The sequence below is a fragment of the Streptomyces ipomoeae 91-03 genome (assembly GCF_000317595.1).
Taxonomy (GTDB): Bacteria; Actinomycetota; Actinomycetes; order Streptomycetales; family Streptomycetaceae; genus Streptomyces; species Streptomyces ipomoeae.
This window is the reverse complement of the sequence record NZ_AEJC01000432.1, coordinates 1-18,532: the sequence shown is the minus strand read 5'-3', so window position 1 is coordinate 18,532 and position 18,532 is coordinate 1. Positions and strand designations below refer to the sequence as shown.

General features: G+C 68.5%; 15 protein-coding genes and 1 tRNA gene. 4 read left to right on the top strand and 12 right to left on the bottom strand.

Annotated features, from left to right (window positions below):
• Position 1: 1 nt before the first annotated feature.
• Together STRIP9103_RS28760 and STRIP9103_RS28755 are read right to left on the bottom strand one after the other, a co-directional pair.
• Positions 2-790: a helix-turn-helix domain-containing protein gene (locus STRIP9103_RS28760; protein ID WP_048821165.1), complete on the bottom strand. Its 789-nt coding sequence runs from the start codon at positions 788-790 to the stop codon at positions 2-4.
• A 106-nt stretch (positions 791-896) separates the two neighbouring features.
• A tRNA-Leu gene (locus STRIP9103_RS28755) sits at positions 897-971 on the bottom strand.
• A 100-nt stretch (positions 972-1,071) separates the two neighbouring features.
• Here STRIP9103_RS28755 and STRIP9103_RS28750 point away from each other — a divergent pair.
• Positions 1,072-1,728 carry an ANTAR domain-containing response regulator gene (locus STRIP9103_RS28750; RefSeq protein WP_009326342.1) on the top strand — a complete coding sequence of 219 codons (657 nt, stop codon included), beginning with the start codon at positions 1,072-1,074 and terminating at the stop codon, positions 1,726-1,728.
• Positions 1,729-1,803: 75 nt separating this feature from the next.
• Here STRIP9103_RS28750 and STRIP9103_RS28745 read toward each other — a convergent pair whose 3' ends face one another.
• From STRIP9103_RS28745 to STRIP9103_RS28705, 9 genes are all read right to left on the bottom strand, one after another.
• Positions 1,804-2,520 carry an ABC transporter ATP-binding protein gene (locus STRIP9103_RS28745; protein ID WP_009326359.1) on the bottom strand — a complete coding sequence of 239 codons (717 nt, stop codon included), beginning with the start codon at positions 2,518-2,520 and terminating at the stop codon, positions 1,804-1,806.
• Positions 2,517-3,416 (bottom strand): ABC transporter ATP-binding protein, encoded by a 900-nt coding sequence (locus STRIP9103_RS28740; RefSeq protein WP_009326346.1) that lies wholly within the window; start codon positions 3,414-3,416, stop codon positions 2,517-2,519. The genes STRIP9103_RS28745 and STRIP9103_RS28740 overlap by 4 nt, the downstream gene beginning before the upstream one ends.
• 3 nt (positions 3,417-3,419) lie before the next feature.
• The gene (locus tag STRIP9103_RS28735) at positions 3,420-5,243 is read right to left on the bottom strand and encodes a branched-chain amino acid ABC transporter permease (RefSeq protein WP_009326332.1); all 1,824 of its coding nucleotides are present in this window, start codon (positions 5,241-5,243) and stop codon (positions 3,420-3,422) included.
• Positions 5,244-5,248: 5 nt separating this feature from the next.
• Positions 5,249-6,181 carry a branched-chain amino acid ABC transporter permease gene (locus STRIP9103_RS28730; RefSeq protein WP_009326350.1) on the bottom strand — a complete coding sequence of 311 codons (933 nt, stop codon included), beginning with the start codon at positions 6,179-6,181 and terminating at the stop codon, positions 5,249-5,251.
• Between the two features lie 108 nt (positions 6,182-6,289).
• Positions 6,290-7,519 carry a branched-chain amino acid ABC transporter substrate-binding protein gene (locus STRIP9103_RS28725; RefSeq protein WP_048821164.1) on the bottom strand — a complete coding sequence of 410 codons (1,230 nt, stop codon included), beginning with the start codon at positions 7,517-7,519 and terminating at the stop codon, positions 6,290-6,292.
• 280 nt (positions 7,520-7,799) lie between these two features.
• Positions 7,800-8,432, bottom strand: a complete 633-nt coding sequence (locus tag STRIP9103_RS28720; protein ID WP_048821163.1) for a hypothetical protein — start codon at positions 8,430-8,432, stop codon at positions 7,800-7,802.
• Positions 8,429-8,866, bottom strand: coding sequence for a hypothetical protein (locus STRIP9103_RS28715; protein WP_048821162.1), 438 nt, complete (start codon positions 8,864-8,866; stop codon positions 8,429-8,431). The genes STRIP9103_RS28720 and STRIP9103_RS28715 overlap by 4 nt, the downstream gene beginning before the upstream one ends.
• Before the next feature lie 96 nt (positions 8,867-8,962).
• Entirely contained in the window at positions 8,963-9,448 is a 486-nt protein-coding gene (locus STRIP9103_RS28710) for a PaaI family thioesterase (protein ID WP_009326325.1), read from the bottom strand.
• 85 nt (positions 9,449-9,533) lie between these two features.
• A complete protein-coding gene (locus tag STRIP9103_RS28705; protein ID WP_009326356.1) occupies positions 9,534-11,813 on the bottom strand; it encodes an FdhF/YdeP family oxidoreductase in 2,280 nt (759 codons plus the stop codon).
• Positions 11,814-11,963: 150 nt separating this feature from the next.
• Between STRIP9103_RS28705 and polA the strand changes: the two genes are divergently transcribed.
• Positions 11,964-14,690 carry a DNA polymerase I gene (polA, locus tag STRIP9103_RS28700; protein ID WP_048821161.1) on the top strand — a complete coding sequence of 909 codons (2,727 nt, stop codon included), beginning with the start codon at positions 11,964-11,966 and terminating at the stop codon, positions 14,688-14,690.
• A gap of 464 nt (positions 14,691-15,154) precedes the next feature.
• Here the strand turns inward: polA and STRIP9103_RS28695 are convergent, their stop codons facing one another.
• Positions 15,155-16,006: a DUF4184 family protein gene (locus STRIP9103_RS28695; protein ID WP_048821160.1), complete on the bottom strand. Its 852-nt coding sequence runs from the start codon at positions 16,004-16,006 to the stop codon at positions 15,155-15,157.
• A gap of 413 nt (positions 16,007-16,419) precedes the next feature.
• On the opposite strand from STRIP9103_RS28695, the gene STRIP9103_RS28690 reads away from it, so the two are divergent.
• Positions 16,420-18,180 carry a lytic transglycosylase domain-containing protein gene (locus STRIP9103_RS28690; protein ID WP_009326335.1) on the top strand — a complete coding sequence of 587 codons (1,761 nt, stop codon included), beginning with the start codon at positions 16,420-16,422 and terminating at the stop codon, positions 18,178-18,180.
• Between the two features lie 65 nt (positions 18,181-18,245).
• Positions 18,246-18,532, top strand: a 287-nt coding sequence (locus STRIP9103_RS52020; RefSeq protein WP_234022329.1) for an ATP-binding protein, incomplete at its 3' end; no start/stop codon positions are given.

The window sequence follows — 18,532 nt, the reverse complement described above, 5'->3', positions numbered from 1 at the left end:
GTCAGTACTTGGGGCCTACGTGGGTGTCCATCAGGGCTACGGAGGCTTTGCGGGCGATGGAGATATTGAAGGGGTCGCTACCGCGGGCGAGGGTGGTCCACTCGACGCCCACCTTGTCGAGGGTGTCGGTGAAGAGCTTCCGGATGTCGTCGGACTTGTTGGCGAAGAAGTAGCGGGGGTACTCGTAGCGCTTACGTTCACCGCCGACGAGGCGGGTCGTCCAGTTGGTGATCCGGCATCCGTCAGAGTGGATGAGACCGCGGATGAATTCCCAGGGGCAGGCGTCGACGATGGCTTGCTGCCAGAGTTCGAGAAGGATGGTGCGCTCGTGCTTCTTTCCGGGGCCGTGTTGAGGGAAGAGGCAGTGCAGGTGCTTTGAGTAGACCTTCACGTTGCTGCAGCCAGTCCTTCGGACACGGCAGACGGCATTGTCGGGGAAGACGGCACGCATGGCGCGCTCACAGTCATCCATGAGACCGGGCCAGGACTGGGTACAAGTGATCATGAGGTTCGGTACGCGATGCTCGGAGTAGTGGCTGATGTGGCCGTCGCCGAGATAGAGGCCGAGTAGGTAGCTGTACGCGGACTCGTCTAGCGTGCTGCCATCGCACCTCGGGCACTGTGGACTGGGCCTGCCGGGACACTCGCCGCGCTTCGCACGGTCGAGGTGCTTCCAGTAGCTGACTGTGCCGCGGGGGATGTTGAGCTTCCGGGATACCTCCGCGTTCGGCGTGCCGCCACGCAGGAGTGTCAGCGCCCTCTGTCGCACTTCTGTGCTGTGGAAGTTCATGCGACCACTCTGTGTTACTGATCGCGACCGTATGCAGCAAAAAGCGGATGTTCACGAGAACGTGGACATCCGCTTAGCTCTGTCGACCTTGGAATTGAAGGAAAAGTGCCCTGGGTGGGACTCGAACCCACACTGTATGGTGTTTGAGACCATCGTCTGCTGCCAATTGGACTACCAGGGCCTACGAATCGAAGGCTCGCTCCGACTCCGTGCTCACTACCTTACCGCAGCTAGGTACCCTCTTGTCAGCAGTACCCCTGCCCTGCAGCAAGGAGCCCCTCGTGACCGCCCCCGAGTCGCCCCAGCCTCTCGACGCACCCGACGACGACAAGTCGCACGTGCCTCCGCTGACGACCCGTGTCGTCATCGCCGAGGACGAGGCGCTGATCCGCCTCGACCTCAAGGAGATGCTCGAAGAGGAGGGCTACAGCGTCGTAGGCGAGGCCGGCGACGGTGAGCAGGCCGTCGAGCTGGCCCGGGAGCACCAGCCGGACCTTGTGATTCTCGATGTGAAGATGCCGAAGCTGGATGGGATCTCGGCGGCGGAGAAGATCGCCGAGGAGCGGATCGCGCCGGTGCTGATGCTGACGGCTTTCTCGCAGCGTGATCTCGTCGAGCGGGCTCGTGACGCCGGTGCCATGGCGTACCTGGTGAAGCCGTTCAGCAAGAGTGATGTGGTGCCGGCGATCGAGATGGCCGTGTCGCGGTTCACGGAGTTGAAGGAGTTGGAGAAGGAGGTCGCCGACCTCACGCTCCGTCTGGAGACCCGCAAGCTGGTGGACCGTGCGAAGTCGATTCTGCAGACGGAGTACGGGCTGACGGAGCCGGCGGCGTTCCGGTGGATTCAGAAGACGTCGATGGACCGTCGGATGTCGATGCAGCAGGTCGCGGAGGCCGTCATTCAGGACGCGGAGGAGAAGAAGGCGGCCAAGGGCTGACCTCGACTCCGAGCAGACCACGAGGCCCGCACGCCCCGATGAGGGGGTGCGGGCCTCGTGGTGGTGGGCCGGAGGCTAGTCCTCGCCGAGGTATGCCTTGCGTACCGATTCGTCGTGGAGCAGGTCGGAGCCCGTGCCGGACAGCACGATCTTGCCGATTTCCATGACGTGGCCCTGGTCGGCGAGGGAGAGCGCCGCCTGGGCGTTCTGCTCGACGAGCAGGATGGTGGTGCCTTGGGCCTTGAGTTCGGCGATGGTGGCCATGATCTTCTGCATCATGATGGGGGAGAGGCCCATGGAGGGCTCGTCCAGCATGAGCAGTTTCGGCTGGGACATGAGGGCGCGCCCCATGGCCAGCATCTGCTGCTCGCCGCCGGAGAGGGTTCCCGCGGCCTGCTTGCGGCGTTCTCCCAGGATGGGGAAGAGGTCGTAGGCGCGCTGGATGTCCTTTTCGATGCCGGGTTTGTCGCTGCGCAGGAAGGCGCCGAGGCGGAGGTTGTCCTCGATGGTCATGCGCGGGAAGATGTGCCGCCCCTCGGGGGAGTGGGCGAGTCCGAGGGAGACGATGTTGTGTGCGGGGATCTTCTTCAGCGACTTGCCGTTGAATTTGATCTGGCCGCCGACCGGCTTGAGGAGACCCGAGAGGGTGCGCAGGGTTGTGGTCTTGCCTGCGCCGTTGGTGCCGATGAGGGTGACGACTTCGCCTGCGTTGACTTTGAAGGAGATGCCTTTGACGGCCTCGATCTTGCCGTAGGCGACCCGGAGGTCCTCGACTTCGAGCAGTGCGGTCATCGGTCGTTCTCCTTGCCGGGTGCGGCGTCCGTGGAGGCCTCGGCGTGTGCTTCGGCGGCCTCGACTTCGGCGGCCTCGTCCTTTCCGGGGGCGTCTTCGAAGGGTTCGCCGAGGTAGGCGGCGACGACGCGTTCGTCTCCTTGGACGGTGGCGCTGTCGCCTTCGACGAGTTTTTCGCCCTGGACGAGGACGGCTACGCGGTCGCAGAGGTTGAAGATGAACCGCATGTCGTGCTCGATGACGAGGACGGCGATGCCCTTGTCGCGGATGGCGAAGACGAGTTCTTCGGTGGCGCGGGTCTCCTGGGGGTTCATGCCTGCTGTGGGCTCGTCCAGGAGGAGGAGGCCGGGTTCGCTGGCCAGTGCTCGTGCGATTTCGAGCTTGCGCTGTTCGCCGTAGGGCAGGTTGCGCGCGAGGTGTTCGGCCTTGGTGTCGAGGCCGACGAACTCGAGGAGTTCCATGGCGCGTTCGCGGGAGGCGGCTTCGGCCTTGTGGAAGCCGGGGCCGCGGAGCAGGGCGGACCAGAGGCCTTCCTTGGTGCGGGTGTGGCGGCCGACGAGCACGTTTTCCAGGACTGTCATGTTGGCGAACAGGCGGATGTTCTGGAAGGTGCGGGCGATGCCGGCTGCGGTGACTTTGAAGGACTTGGGTGGGAGGACCTGGCCTTTGTAGCGGACTTCGCCTTCGGTGGGGACGTAGAGGCCGGTGAGGCAGTTGAAGAAGGTGGTCTTGCCGGCGCCGTTGGGGCCGATGAGTCCGACGATCTCGCCGCTGTTGACGGTGAGGTTGACGTTGCGTACGGCGGTGAGGCCGCCGAAGCGCATGGTCACGCCGCGGGCGTCGAGGACGGTCTCGCCGGTGGTGGCGTCCTTGGTGGTGGTGTCGGTGGTGGTCATGGGTCAGGCCCCTGCCTTGCTGAGGACTGTGGGCGCTTCGGCCTCTTCGTGGAATTCGAGCTGGCGTCGCCGGTTGGGGATGAGGCCTTCCGGGCGGAAGCGCATGAGGAGTACGAGCGCGACGCCGAAGGCGAAGAGCTGGTAGTCGCCGAGGAACTGGAGCTTGGCGGGGATGAGGTAGAGCAGTGCGGCGCCGACGAGGGGGCCGCTGATGGTGCCCATGCCGCCGAGGACGACGGCTGCCAGGAGGAATGCCGAGTTGGGCGGGACGACGTGGGCGAACTGGTACTGCTCGGGTGTGACGGTGTAGGTGACGTGTGCCTGGACGGTGCCGGCGAGGCCGGCGAGGGCGGCGCCGAGGGCGAAGGCGATGAGTTTGACGCGGAAGCCGTTGATGCCCATGGCGAGTGCGGCGGTCTCGTCTTCGCGGATGGCGATCCAGGCGCGGCCGATGCGGGAGTCGCTGCTGCGTCGGAAGACCACGACGACGACGAGCGTGATGAGGAGCATCAGCAGGAAGTAGTTGGCGAATCGGGCGATGGTGAACCCGAAGACCGAGTGTTCTTGGCCGAAGTCGAAGCCGAAGATGTTGAGGTTCGGGATCGAGGAGATGCCGTTGGAGCCGTTGGTGATGTCGGGGCCCGAGGTGCCGTCCATGTTGAGGACGGCGAGGCGGAAGATCTCACCGAAGCCGAGGGTGACGATGGCGAGGTAGTCGCCGCGCAGTCGGAGGGTGGGGGCGCCGATGATGACGCCGAAGATCATGGCGACGACGGCGCCGAGGATGGCGGAGGCCCAGAACGGCAGGTGGATGTCGAAGGGGGAGGAGGGGGAGCCGGAGACCATGGCGGAGGTGTAGGCGCCGACGCCGAGGAAGGCGACGTATCCGAGGTCGAGGAGGCCGGCGAGGCCGACGACGATGTTGAGGCCGAGGGCGACGGTGGCGAAGATCAGGATGTAGACGCCGATGGTCGCGTACTGGTCGTCGGACTGGGTGAAGGGGAAGAGTGCGGCGGCGATGAATGCGCCGGACATGGTGATGGTGCGGTGTTTGCCGGTGATCGCCGAGATCCGGGCCACGAGCCCGGCTTTGGCGAGGGCGGCGAAGCCGAAGCCGACGGTGATGAGGAAGCCGACGAAGAGTTCGTCGTATTCGGTGCCGATGCCGTAGGTGAAGACGATCAGGCCGACCGCCATGGCGGCGACGATGACCAGGATTTCGGCGTAGGCGGGGATTTTGCGGGCCGGGGCGGCTGTGCCGGTGGCGAAGCAGGCCTTGACGATGGCCCAGGAGTTGCGGCCGCTGAGCTGGAACTGTTCCCAGGGGCTGTCCTCGGGGTCGGCGATTTCGGGCTCCGGCCGTGTGAAGGGCAGGGCGAGTGCGCCGAGGAGGGCGGCGAGGGTGGCGATGGCGACGACGAAGCCGCCGGGTTCGAGGTTGACGAGGCCGCCGAGTTGGATGGTGATCGCGAGGATGGTGTACCAGGCGGTGGCGAAGGTGCCGAGGGCGGCCAGTTTGATGGAGCTGTCGGCGCCGGCGGGGACGAGCCAGCCGAGGCCCTTGATGCCGTAGGAGGCGAGGCCGAACAGGGTGGTGAGGGCGCCGCCGATGAGGACGAGGATCTGCAGGCCGCCGGGGTAGCCGTAGACGGTGAGGTTGCCGGGGAAGGCGGCGGTCCAGGTCCAGGAGAGGAAGGTGGAGATGACGGCGAGGGCGCCGCCGCCGGTGGCGAGGGCGCGGCCGAGGTTCTCGGGGATGCCGACGAGACCGCGGGGGGTGTCGTGCTTGGTGGTGGGTGCCGGGGTGGCGGTGGTGTTTGTGGTCATCGGTGTTACGCCCTGTCCGCGACGCGTTCTCCGAGCAGGCCCTGTGGCCTGAACAGGAGGACGAGGATGAGGAGTACGAACGCCCAGACGTCGGCCCAGGACTGGCTGCCGAACTGTTCCATGCCGGGGATGTCGGCGATGTAGGCGGTGGACAGTGCTTCGGCGAGGCCGAGGACGACGCCGCCGAGCATGGCGCCGTAGATGTTGCCGATGCCGCCGAGGACGGCTGCGGTGAAGGCTTTGAGGCCGAGGATGAAGCCCATGCGGAACTGGACCTGGCCGTATTTGAGGCCGTAGGCGACGGCTCCGACGGCGGCGAAGGCGGCGCCGAGGGCGAAGGCGACCACGATGATGCGGTCGGTGTTGATGCCCATGAGCTTGGCGGTGTCGGGGTCCTGGGCGGTGGCCTGCATGCCGCGCCCGGTGCGGGTCTTCATGACGAAGTACGCGAGGATCGCCATGCTGATCGGGGCGGCGATCAGCAGGAAGATGTCACCGGTCTGGATGGTGACGTTGCCGATCTCGAAGGGGCCGCCGTCGATCTGCGGGAAGTTGATGGATTCCTTGGCGTCCGGGTACCAGGCCCATACCGCCTGCTGGAGGGCCAGGGAGAGGCCGATGGCGGTGATGAGGGGGGCGAGGCGTGGCGCGCTGCGCAGGGGGCGGTAGGCGAGCCGTTCGGCGCCGACGGCGGCGAGTACGGCGACGATGATGCCGCCGAGGAGCATGAGGGGGAGTGCCACCCACATGGTGGTGCCGTCGGGGAGTACGTACAGGTACACCGTGATGGCGCCGAAGCCGCCCAGCATGAAGATTTCACCGTGGGCGAAGTTGATGAGCTGGACGATGCCATAGACCATCGTGTAGCCGATGGCGACCAGCCCGTACATGGATCCTAGTAGCAGGCCGTTGACCAGCTGCTGCGGCAGTTCGTTCACCGCATGTCCTCCGAGACTTTCGGATGTTCGACGAATGTGACCGGATGTGAGTCCGCGCGGGGCGCTTTTGTGCAGCGCCCCGCGCGGCTCATGAATGTGCGGGTTGGGTCAGCCGGAGTAGGTGCCGGACTTGACTGCCTTCCACTCCCCGCCCTCGACCTTGTAGACGGTGAGCTGCTTGTTCGTCGTGTCACCGTATTCGTCGAAGGCGACCTTGCCGGTCACGCCGTCGAAGGAGACGTTCTGCATGGCTTCGGTGATCTTTGCGCGGGCGTCGTCGGGGAGCTTGCCGTCGTTGTCTTCGACGACCTTCTTCACGGCTTCGATGACGGCCCAGGCGGAGTCGTAGGAGTAGCCGCCGTAGGCGGAGTAGGACTCCTTGTAGCCGGCGGCCTTGTAGTCGGCGACGAAGTCCTTGGCGGAGGAGAGTTCTTCGACGGGTGCGCCGACGGAGGTGGCGAAGTCGCCGGTGCTGGCGCTGCCGCCGAGCTTGATGTACTCGGGGTCGTACATGCCGTCGCCGCCGACGACGGGGATCTTGGCGCCGTTGGCCTTGATCTGCTTGGTCAGGGGGCCGGACTGCGGGTATTCGCCGCCGTAGTAGACGACGTCGGCGCCGGAGTTCTTGACCTTGGTGGCGACCGCGGAGAAGTCCTTGGTGTCGGGGTTGATGTGCTCGGTGCCGACGACTTCGCCGCCGAGCTTCTTGAACTCGTCGGTGAAGGTGGCGGCGAGGCCGGCGCCGTAGGTCTTCTTGTCGTCGATGACGAAGACCTTCTTCTTCTTGGCGTCGTTGTAGAGGTACTGCGCCGCGTACGGGCCCTGGATGGCGTCCGTGGTGGCGGTGCGGAAGTACGACTTGTACGGGCGGACCTTCTTGGTCTGCCAGTCGGCGCCCTGGGTGAGGGTGGGGCCGGTGTTGGCGGGGGAGACCTGTACGAGCTTGGCGTCGTCGAAGACTTTCTGCATCGATTCGGCGACGGAGGAGTTCAGGGGGCCGACGACGCCGTAGACGTCCTTGTTGGCGACGAAGGTGACCGCGTTCTGCTGGCCGGAGGAGGGCTGGGCCTGGTCGTCGAGGGCTTCTACCTTGAAGGTTATGCCTTCGACGTACTTCTCCTTGTTGGCCGTCTTCGCGGCGAGGTCGGCGGAGTTCTTGATGCCCAGACCCATGGCGGAGAGGTCACCGGTCAGTGGGGCGTCGACGCCGATGACGACGGTGGTGCCGCCGTCGGCTTCCGAGCCGCCGTTTCCCTCGTCGCGCGAGCCGCAGGCGGTGAGTGTGAGTGCTCCCGCCGCCAGCGCGGCGGTGATGGCGATGAGCGAACGTTGACGCACGATCAGTCCTTTCCCTGGCACGGCCCTTCCTGTTTGGAAGCGGCCGAGTCGAGCGCTGGGCCGAAGACGTGACTTCGATTCCGATGGCGCGGTGACTGGGCGTGACTCTAAGCGTGTGTGGGGAACGTGGAGGAGAGTCTGGCCAAGGCTGTGACGCTCTTGTTATGACACGAGGTAATGCAGAGCGGTACTCACGGGGTGGATGTGTGGAATTCCAGCCGATTCGCCCTGTCCGCATGGTGAGAACGTGCAGGATCGGCCGGGGTCGGTTCAGGAGTGTTCAGGCTTTTGGTGATGACGGGGATTTGTTGCCGCAGGCGACGTGGAGGGCGTTGGAGAGGTCCTGTGCGTAGCGCTCGCCCAGGATGAAACTGTGTTCTTCTATTGCGCGCGTATTACGTAGAGTTACGTCCAGGAAAGGCAGTCCGGCGTTCTCCGGTACTTTTTCGCATTCCGTGACGCGCATGGTGATCACGATCGTGCGTGCGTCGTTCTGCTCGGTCCGAAACGGAGTGCGCGGGTCCGTGGTGAGGGAGAGGGCCGCGTACGGCTGGCGCATCCGTTCCACTGTGATCGGGGGGTCGGAGAGCGCCTTCACCTCCATCTCGAAGGTGAAATTCCTGTTCGTGGGGCTGGTGGCGGGGGTCACGGGGCCGAGGTAGAGGACGCCGACCGCCTGGGAGGGGTACGGCGCGAGGGGTGGAGGTGGCGGTTCGGGGCGGGTGGCGTACAGATAGCCGCCGCCCGCGAGGACGGCGGCGGTGGTCGTTGCCGCGAGGACGGCACGACGGTGCGTGGTGTACGCGTGTGCGAACCGTCCGGCGGGGGGTGGCGGCGGGGCTTCGGTGTCGGGTTCCGGGAGCTCCCACGCGCGCGTGCCCTCGCCCGGCTCGACGGGGCCGACGCCGCTCATCGCCAGGGCCTGTCGCCCGGACCGCCCTCGCGGTACCACTCCTCGCAGCCCTCGCAGCCCTCGCAGCCCTCGCAGCCCTCGCAGCCCTCGCGCGCCCGCGCGTCGATCAGCCGTTCGGCCGCGTCCGGGCCTGCCCGTTCGTTCTCGACGCGGGCGGCGTCGACGACCTTCCGCAGGATGTCGTACTGGCCGTTCGACAGCCCCATCGATTGGTAGTCCCCGTAGGTGTCGCCGACCAGAGCCTTCCGCGACCAGTGGGCGACGATCTTCGTACACAGTTCCTCGGGTGGCGTGGCCGACGGCGAAGCCGACGGTGAGACGGTCGCCCGTGCGTCCGCCGCCGGGTCCGACTCCCCGCACCCGGTCGCCAGGGCGCCGAGCAGCAGCGCCGACCCGAGCACAGGCCCCCACCCGAACGCTCCTCCCGTTCCCATGCCCCGACGCTAGAGCCTGCCGGTCGGGGTTGTCAGCCTGGTGAGCGCAGGCTTGTCGGCCCGGTGCGGAGCTGGTCGGCCCCGTGCGGCCGGTCTTCAGCTCGCCGTCGCCCGCTGTGCCTCGCCCGGTGTCACATCGCGCAGCAGGCAGGTCAGGCGGGCCGTGCACACCCGCTTGCCGGCCTCGTCGCTGATGGCGATCTCGTACGTCGCTGTGGTGCGCCCCCGGTGCAGGGGTGTGGCGACGCCGGTGACCAGGCCGGACCGTACGCCCCGGTGGTGGGTGCAGTTGAGGTCGACGCCCACGGCGATCTTGGAGCTGCCGGCGTGCAGCATGGAGCCGACCGAGCCCAGGGTCTCCGCGAGCACGGCGGAGGCGCCGCCGTGCAGCAGTCCGTACGGCTGGGTGTTGCCCTCGACCGGCATCGTGCCGACGACCCGGTCCGCCGAGGCCTCCACGATCTGCACCCCTATGCGGTTGCCGAGATGCCCTGCGGAGAACATCGCGACCAGGTCGACGCCGAGTGCCGCGTATTCGTCGATGACTTCTTGTGGGAACTGCACGTGGCGCTGCTCGCCCATGGGACTCCGTTCGTCTTCGGTCCAGGCGCATCGTCGGTCCGTGCGCCGCCGGTGGGTGTGCCACCGAACCTGACTGAGCGAACGCTCAGTCGGTGGACGATTGTTCCAGACGGACCACGACGGACTTGCTGGCCGGGGTGTTGCTCGTGTCGGCGGTGGCGTCCAGCGGCACCAGGACATTGGTCTCGGGGTAGTAGGCGGCGGCGCAGCCCCGGGCCGTCGGGTAGTGCACGACGCGGAAGCCGGGCGCGCGGCGTTCGATGCCGTCGTTCCACTCGCTGACCAGGTCCACGTAGCTGCCGTCGGCGATGTGGAGGGCGGCGGCGTCCTCGGGGTTGACCAGGACGACCCGGCGGCCGTTCTTGATGCCCCGGTAGCGGTCGTCGAGGCCGTAGATGGTGGTGTTGTACTGGTCGTGCGAGCGCAGGGTCTGCAGCAGGAGGCGGCCCTCGGGCAGTTCCGGGTACTCGACCGGGGCGGCCGTGAAGTTGGCCTTGCCGGTGGCCGTGGGGAAGCGGCGCTCGTCGCGCGGGGCGTGCGGGAGGGCGAAGCCGTTCGGGTCGGCCACGCGCGCGTTGAAGTCCTCGAAGCCGGGGACCACACGCGCGATGCGGTCGCGGATCGTCGCGTAGTCCTTCTCGAACTCCTCCCACGGTGTGCGGCTGTTCTCGCCGAGGACCCGGCGGGCGAGCCGGCACACGATCGCCGGCTCGGACAGCAGCCGGCTGCTCGCGGGCTCCAGTCGGCCGCGCGAGGCGTGGACCATGCCCATGGAGTCCTCGACGGTCACGAACTGCTCGCCGCTGCCCTGGAGGTCGCGTTCGGTGCGGCCGAGGGTGGGCAGGATCAGCGCCCGGGCGCCTGTGACGGCGTGCGAGCGGTTCAGCTTCGTCGAGACGTGCACGGTGAGCCGGGCGCGGCGCATGGCCGCCTCCGTCACCTCCGTGTCGGGGGACGCCGACACGAAGTTGCCGCCCATCGCGAAGAACACCTTCGCCTTGTCGTCGCGCATGGCCTTGATGGCCCGTACGACGTCGTAGCCGTGCTCCCGGGGTGGGGCGAAGCCGAACTCCTTCTCCAGGGCGTCGAGGAAGGCCGGGGCGGGGCGTTCGAAGATGCCCATGGTGCGGTCGCCCTGGACGTTGGAGTGGCCGCGCACGGGGCACACGCCGGCGCCCGGGCGGCCGATGTTGCCGCGCAGCAGCAGGAAGTTGACCACTTCGCGGATGGTCGGCACCGCGTGTTTGTGCTGGGTGAGGCCCATGGCCCAGCAGACGATGGTCCGCTCGGAGGCGAGGACCATGCGCAGGGCTTCCTGGATCTGCTCGCGCGTGAGCCCGGTCGCGGTGAGCGTCTCGTCCCAGTCGGCGGCGCGGGCGGCTTCGGTGAACTCCTCGTAGCCGTGGGTGTGTTCGCGGACGAACGCCTCGTCGACGGCCCCGTCCGTCTCGAGGATCAGCTTGTTGAGGAGGCGGAACAGGGCCTGGTCGCCGCCGATGCGGATCTGCAGGAACAGATCGGTGAGGGCGGCGCCCTTGAGCATGCCCTGGGGGGTCTGCGGGTTCTTGAACCGCTCCAGGCCGGCTTCGGGCAGCGGATTGACGGTGATGATCTTCGCGCCGTTGGCCTTGGCCTTCTCCAGCGCGGAGAGCATGCGCGGGTGATTGGTTCCCGGGTTCTGACCGGCGACGACGATCAGGTCGGCCTTGTAGAGGTCCTCCAGCAGGACGCTGCCCTTGCCGATGCCGATGGTCTCGGAGAGCGCCGAGCCCGATGACTCGTGGCACATGTTGGAGCAGTCCGGCAGGTTGTTCGTACCGAACTCGCGGGCGAACAGTTGGTACAGGAACGCGGCCTCGTTGCTGGTCCGCCCCGAGGTGTAGAAGAGGGCCTCGTCGGGGGAGTCGAGGGCGTGCAGTTCGTCGGCGATGATGTCGAAGGCGCGCTCCCAGGACACCGGCTCGTACCGGTCGCCCCCTTCGGGGAGATACATCGGGTGCGTGAGCCGCCCCTGCTGCCCCAGCCAGTAGCCACTGCGTGTGGCGAGGTCGGCCACCGTGTGGGCGGCGAAGAAGTCGGGGGTGACCCGGCGCAGCGTGGCCTCCTCGGCGACCGCCTTCGCGCCGTTCTCACAGAACTCCGCCGTGTGCCGGTGGTCCGGCTCCGGCCAGGCGCAGCCCGGGCAGTCGAAGCCGTCCTTCTGGTTGACCCGCAGCAGCGTCAGCGCGGTCCGCTTGACCCCCATCTGCTGTTGCGCGATCCGCAGGGTGTGTCCGATGGCGGGAAGCCCCGCCGCCGCATGCTTGGGCTCCGCGACCTGCGGCGCGTCCTGAACCGGGTCACTCTTGGGCGCCTTGCCGGCCATCGCTGCTCCCCATTCACGTACAGGTCTCCGGGCGTGAGCTACGCCTCCGATCCTCGCACGTGTCACCGACATCGATCGAGGTCGGTCTTCTCCGGGCGGGAGACGGCGGCCGTGGTCCGACTGTCAGTGGTACGTGGCAGGATCGGGGTCGTGGCAGAGACAGCATCGAAGAAGACCGACAACAGCCCCGGCGGCACCCGTCCCCGGCTCATGCTCATGGACGGGCACTCGCTGGCCTACCGCGCGTTCTTCGCGCTGCCCGTGGAGAACTTCACGACCGCGACGGGCCAGCCGACCAACGCGATCTACGGCTTCGCGTCGATGCTGGCGAACACGCTGCGCGACGAGGCGCCCACGCATTTCGCGGTGGCGTTCGACGTCTCCCGCAAGACCTGGCGCTCGGAGGAGTTCACCGAGTACAAGGCGAACCGCTCGAAGACGCCGGACGAGTTCAAGGGCCAGGTCGAGCTGATCGGCGAGCTGCTCGACGCGATGCAGGCGGTGCGGTTCGCCGTCGACGGCTTCGAGGCGGACGACGTCATCGCCACCCTCGCCACCCAGGCGGAGGCCGAGGGCTTCGAGGTCCTGATCGTCACCGGCGACCGTGACTCCTTCCAGTTGGTCAGCGAGCACACCACGGTGCTGTACCCGACGAAGGGTGTCTCGGAGCTGACCCGGTTCACCCCGGAGAAGGTGTTCGAGAAGTACGGCCTCACCCCGGCCCAGTACCCGGACTTCGCGGCGCTGCGCGGCGACCCGTCCGACAACCTGCCCGGCATCCCGGGCGTCGGTGAGAAGACGGCCGCGAAGTGGATCAACCAGTTCGGTTCGTTCGCGGAGCTGGTCGAGCGCGTCGAGGAGGTCAAGGGCAAGGCGGGTCAGAACCTCCGCGACCATCTGGAGGCCGTCAAGCTCAACCGCCGCCTCACCGAGATGGTCCGTACGGTCGAACTGCCCAAGGGTGTCGCCGACTTGGAGCGCGCCCCGTACGACCGCAAGGCCGTCGCGATGGTCCTGGACACGTTGGAGATCCGCAACCCGTCGCTGCGTGAGCGTCTGCTGGCCGTCGACCCGGGCACGGAGGAGGCCGACGCCGGTCAGCCGGTCGGCGAGGGCGTCGAGGTGGACGGCACGGTGCTCGGCTCCGGCGAGCTCGCCCCGTGGCTCACCGAGCACGGCACGGCGGTCCTCGGTGTGGCCACGGTCGACACATGGGCACTCGGCACGGGCTCGGTCGCCGAGGTCGCGCTCGCCGCGGCCGGGGGAGCGGCGGCCTGGTTCGACCCGACGCAGCTGGACGAGGCGGACGAGACGGCGTGGGCGGCCTGGCTCGCCGACGCCGGCCGGCCGAAGGTGTTCCACAACGCCAAGGGCGCGATGCGGGTCTTCGCCGAGCACGGCTGGACCATCGAGGGCGTCACCATGGACACCGCGCTCGCCGCGTACCTGGTCAAGCCGGGCCGGCGCTCCTTCGACCTGGACGCGCTGTCGCTGGAGTACCTGGGCCGTGAGCTGGCGCCCGCCGCCACCGCCGACGGTCAGCTGGCCTTCGGCGCGGACGAGGGCGCCGAGGCGGACGCGCTGATGGTGCAGGCCCGCGCGATCCTCGACCTCGGCGAGGCCTTCGAGGAGCGCCTGAAGGAAGTGGGCGCCGCCGATCTCCTCCGTGATGTGGAGCTGCCCACCTCGGCGCTGCTGGCCCGTATGGAGCGGCACGGCATCGCGGCGGACCGGGCCCACCTGGAGGCCATGGAGCAGATGTTCGCGGGCGCCGTGCAGCAGGCGGTGAAGGAGGCGCACGCGGCGGCCGGGCACGAGTTCAACCTGGGCTCGCCCAAGCAGCTCCAGGAGGTCCTCTTCGGTGAGCTGGCCCTGCCGAAGACCAAGCGCACCAAGACCGGCTACACCACGGACGCCGACGCCCTCGCCTGGCTGGCGACGCAGACGGAGAACGAACTGCCGGTCATCATGCTCCGCCACCGTGAGCAGGCGAAGCTCCGCGTCACCGTCGAGGGCCTGATCAAGACGATCGCCGCGGACGGCCGTATCCACACCACCTTCAACCAGACGGTCGCCGCCACCGGCCGGCTGTCCTCGGTGGACCCGAACCTCCAGAACATTCCCGTCCGCACCGACGAGGGCCGTGCCATCCGCCGCGGCTTCGTCGTCGGTGAGGGCTTCGAGTCGCTGATGACGGCCGACTACAGCCAGATCGAGCTCCGCGTGATGGCCCACCTCTCCGAGGACGAGGGCCTGATCGAGGCGTTCACCTCGGGCGAGGACCTGCACACCACGGCCGCCGCCCAGGTGTTCGGGGTGGAGCGCGCCGCGGTGGACGCCGAGATGCGCCGCAAGATCAAGGCGATGTCGTACGGCCTCGCGTACGGCCTGTCGGCGTTCGGCCTCTCCCAGCAGCTGAACATCGACGCCGGCGAGGCCCGCACCCTGATGGACGCGTACTTCGAGCGCTACGGCGGCGTACGGGACTATCTGCGCCGGGTCGTGGACGAGGCCCGGGCGACGGGCTACACGGCGACGCTCTTCGGGCGCCGCCGCTATCTGCCCGACCTCAACAGCGACAACCGTCAGCGCCGCGAGGCCGCCGAGCGCATGGCCCTCAACGCGCCGATCCAGGGCACCGCCGCCGACATCGTCAAGATCGCCATGCTCAACGTGGGCCGCGCCCTCGACAACGCGGGCCTCACCTCCCGCATGCTCCTCCAGGTCCACGACGAAATCGTCCTCGAAATCGCCCCCGGCGAACGGGAACAGGCGGAAGCCCTGGTCCGCCGGGAAATGGCCGATGCCGTCCACCTCCGAGCCCCCCTCGACGTCTCCGTCGGCGTCGGCCCGGACTGGGAATCGGCGGCGCACTAGCTCTCGAAGCACCAGCTCTCGAAGGAGGAGCCCGGCTTTACACCGCCGGGCTCCTCCCACCGAGGTCGTCGCGGCCCACAGCGTCACCCCGCCCCACAGCGTCACCCCGCCCCGCAGTGTCGCCTCGCCCTGCGGTGTCACCCAGGCGGCCCTCACCAAGGCGCCCCCGGCCGGGCGGTGGCGCCAGGATGCCCGCATGGGCATACGCACGCTCCGCCGCCGTACCGCGACAGCTGCCACCCGCCGCCCTTGGGCGCAGGCTCGCCTCCCCTGGGCACACACCCGCCTCCGACGGGCGCACTCCGGCCTGCGCCGCGCTCACGTCCACCTCAGACGCGCGCGGACCCGTCTCCCCTGGGCCCTCACCCACCCCGTCCCGGCCCTGCTGGGCCACGTACCGCCGTACGCCCCCGGCGCCGCGACCCGCCGCCTTCCCAGCGGAGCGCTCCCGCGTCGCCTGTCGCTCAGCGGTGGGCCGAGCTGCCCGCCTCCACGTCGGCTCCGTTCGTCGGCGACACGGGCGCCGGGCGCCGGACCCTGACGCCCACGCCGTAGAGCACCACGCCGACCACCAGCCCCGCGCCCGCCCCGAAGCACAGCGTCGGGATCACCTCGTACGGCTTGGCGACGGACCCCCAGTACGCCCACCAGCGGGCCACCCGCTGCACGGCCGCCACCAGGGCGCACCCGCCGATGACGGCGCACGCCACCCATCGGTCGGCCGACGAGAGCATCGGCACCCCCACGGGCTCGGCCACCGGCTGCCGTCGTAGCGCGAGGGTGACGAACACGGCGATCACGACGGCCGCGACCGCGGAACCGCCGTACTGCAGATACCAGTACAGCGGCGAGCCCGCGATCTCCTCGCCGAGGAGGGGAAACAGCCGCATCCCCCACCGGTCGAGATGCGTGAACGCGTCCCAGACGACATGGGTGAGCGCGCCGAGCGCGGCGGAGACGTACCACCAGAAGACCAGCGAAAGACTCCTGGGGCGCGTACCGGACCCGCAGCGCACCAGCGCGGCCAACCGCCCCTGCCGCCGTCTCGGCAGCAGCGCGACGACCGGTTCGCGCAGCACCAGCCACAGCCCCACCAACGCCCAGGTGATGAGGACGTCGACGGTGAACACCCCGGCGAAGGAGTGCGTGACATCGCCGAACTCCATGGCCTCGGGCAGCACACTTGCCGCGTAGTAGGTCATGTCGGGCGCGAACGAGCCGGCGACGAGCACCGACGGCACCAGTGGTCTCCGCCCGGTGCCGTCCCCGCGCAGTGCGGGCAGCACGGCGGCGGCATGGCTGAGTGTGAAAGGCAAGTCGTCCCCCTGTGATGCGCTTTGGCCGGATTCATGGACCGGCTGATCATCGGCCGCCAGTATGCGCGACTCGGGCAGACGTATCCGAAAGGCGCCCGCGCCCTCAGAAAAGTCGCAGGTGTCCGAGCGGCGAGCGACAGGAAACCGATAAGGCCAATCGGTGAAAATCGGGCACCAACGGGTGTCCGGGCGACGGAAGTTGTCGTAGGGTCGCCTGGGTCCCCGCGCCGGTGGGCGCGGGAACCACCGGAAGTCCGGGAAACGGATCGCCGGATCGGGGCAACCAAAAGCGGAAGCCCGGAGTCGGTGTATCAGAGCAGGGAAGCTGCTCCGGACAAACCGGAAAAGCGCCCGAGACAGTACCAAAAGCGAAATACGCCAAGGCGATCGACCACCGGGGAGGGGTTCACTCAATGGCGGCGCAGTTCGGTTTGAGGCTCCGCAAGGGAGCGGCGACCACCGCTCTGGCCGCGGCCACGGTAGCGGCACTGGCCGCCTCCCAGGCCCCGGGAGTGGCCACCGACGACGCCGGCAGACAGACGACCGGATCGCCCTCGCCCGATGTGAGCCCGCAGGCCGACGACACCGCGTCGGGCAACTCGCGCTACTACACGGACCTTCCGCCCCTCGACAGCCCCACCCCGACCACCGGTACGGGCGACAGTTCGGGCACGACGGGCGGCGGTGAACGCGGCATACCCGCGACCGTCCTCGACGCCTACAAGAAGGCCGCGGAGTCCCTGCGCGACTCCAAGCCCGGCTGCAACCTGCCCTGGGAACTCCTCGCCGCCATCGGCAAGGTCGAGTCCGGCCAGGCAAGGGGCGGTCGTGTCGACGCCAACGGCACGACCTACACGAAGATCCTCGGCCCGGTCCTCAACGGCGGCGCGTTCGCCCACATCAGCGACACCGACAACGGCGCGTACGACGGCGACAGCCGGTACGACCGGGCGGTCGGCCCCATGCAGTTCATCCCCTCCACGTGGGAGTGGGCGGGCCGCGACGGCAACGGCGACGGCGCCAAGGACCCCAACAACGTCTACGACGCGGCCCTTGCCGCCGGCCATTACCTGTGCCGCTTCGACTGGGACCTGTCCAGCAGCGCCGACCTGCGCAGCGCGATCCTCAGCTACAACAACTCGACGGCGTACTACAACCTCGTCCTCACCTGGCTGGAGTACTACCGCAAGGGCACCCACGAGATCCCGGACGGCACCGGCTCGCTGCCCCGCACGCCCAGCGACAGCGGCAACCACGGCAACAGCGGCAGGGGCAACAGCGGCGGTGGCAACGACTCCTCCGACGGCCCGACGACGAGCCCCAGCCCGACGCCGCCGAAGACGGAGAAGCCCGACACCGACAAGCCGGACGGCGGCGGCACGAGCCCGACTCCGCCGACCACCACCCCGCCCAGCACACCGCCGACCACTCCGCCCACCGCCACCGACACGGTGGACCACCTGGAGAACGCCGGCGCGGCGACCCTCACGGCGATGGCCGGCGACACCTTCACCGAGAAGGTCACCGCCCGCACCGAGACCAAGGCCGGCAAGGCCGTGGCGAAGGTGAGGGTCCGCTTCACCATCGTCGGCGACACGGACACCACCTTCACCGGCGGCGAGTCCGTCGCCACGATCGTCACCGACAGCGCCGGTCAGGCCACCGCCCCCGCGCTGGTCGCCGGTGAGAAGACCGGCGACTTCACGGTCCGCGCGACCGTCGTGGGCCGCTCGGTGACCGCCCTCGACTACAAGGCGACCGTCACCGCCCGCCAGGCCGACGCCCTCGTCCGCACCGGCGAGACCGCGCTGACCTGTGTGCCGAACGGCGAGTTCGCCGAGCAGGTCGAGGTGAAGGCCACCTACAAGGGCGAGATCGCCGACAAGGTCGCGGTCAAGGCGACCCTCGTCAAGTCGCCCCTCGACCCGACCGAGAACGACAAGGGCCCCTACTTCAAGGGCGCCGACGACAAGCCCGTACGCACCCTGACGGGCCTGGCGACCGACGAGAACGGCCTGCTCACGCTGCCGAAGCTCTACTCGGACGACACCACCGGCACGTTCCTGCTGCGCATCGAGACCGAGGGCGGTGCGGTCATCACGGTCGAGCTGAAGGTGGAGGCCCCGGCCCCGGCCCCCGCCGAGTCCGCGTCGCCGAGCCCCAGCGCGTCCTAGCGGTCCACGCGTCTCAGCGGTCCAGGCGTCCTGGCGGCCCATACGGCCCAGCGGTCCATACGGCCATGGCGGCCGTCCACACCGCCGCCCGCCGCCTCGGTGAGCTGTTGCCGCTGGACTTCCGGGCTCAGCCGGCGCCGGCGGACCTGCGCGCCGCCCTCCACCGTGCACTTGGGCTCCGTGGCGAGGCGCCTGCCGACCCCGGGGCCGCCGATGCCTTAGTCCACCGCGCCTTGGCTCTCAAGACACGGATCGTCGTGGTCGAGGACGCCCACCGGCTGTCGGCGTCGTGCTTTGAGTACTTGCGTTTCCTGCACGACGATCTCCCCCAGGGGCTGTGTGTGGTGCTGAT

Coding starts and splice junctions, on each gene's coding strand:
- STRIP9103_RS28720 (WP_048821163.1), bottom strand. CDS start 8,432: ATGAGCGGCGTCGGCCCCGTCGAGCCGGGCGAGGGCACGCGCGCGTGG.
- STRIP9103_RS28740 (WP_009326346.1), bottom strand. CDS start 3,416: ATGACCACCACCGACACCACCACCAAGGACGCCACCACCGGCGAGACC.
- STRIP9103_RS28745 (WP_009326359.1), bottom strand. CDS start 2,520: ATGACCGCACTGCTCGAAGTCGAGGACCTCCGGGTCGCCTACGGCAAG.
- STRIP9103_RS28760 (WP_048821165.1), bottom strand. CDS start 790: ATGAACTTCCACAGCACAGAAGTGCGACAGAGGGCGCTGACACTCCTG.
- STRIP9103_RS28735 (WP_009326332.1), bottom strand. CDS start 5,243: ATGACCACAAACACCACCGCCACCCCGGCACCCACCACCAAGCACGAC.
- STRIP9103_RS28705 (WP_009326356.1), bottom strand. CDS start 11,813: ATGGCCGGCAAGGCGCCCAAGAGTGACCCGGTTCAGGACGCGCCGCAG.
- STRIP9103_RS28690 (WP_009326335.1), top strand. CDS start 16,420: ATGGCGGCGCAGTTCGGTTTGAGGCTCCGCAAGGGAGCGGCGACCACC.
- STRIP9103_RS28710 (WP_009326325.1), bottom strand. CDS start 9,448: ATGGGCGAGCAGCGCCACGTGCAGTTCCCACAAGAAGTCATCGACGAA.
- STRIP9103_RS28715 (WP_048821162.1), bottom strand. CDS start 8,866: ATGGGAACGGGAGGAGCGTTCGGGTGGGGGCCTGTGCTCGGGTCGGCG.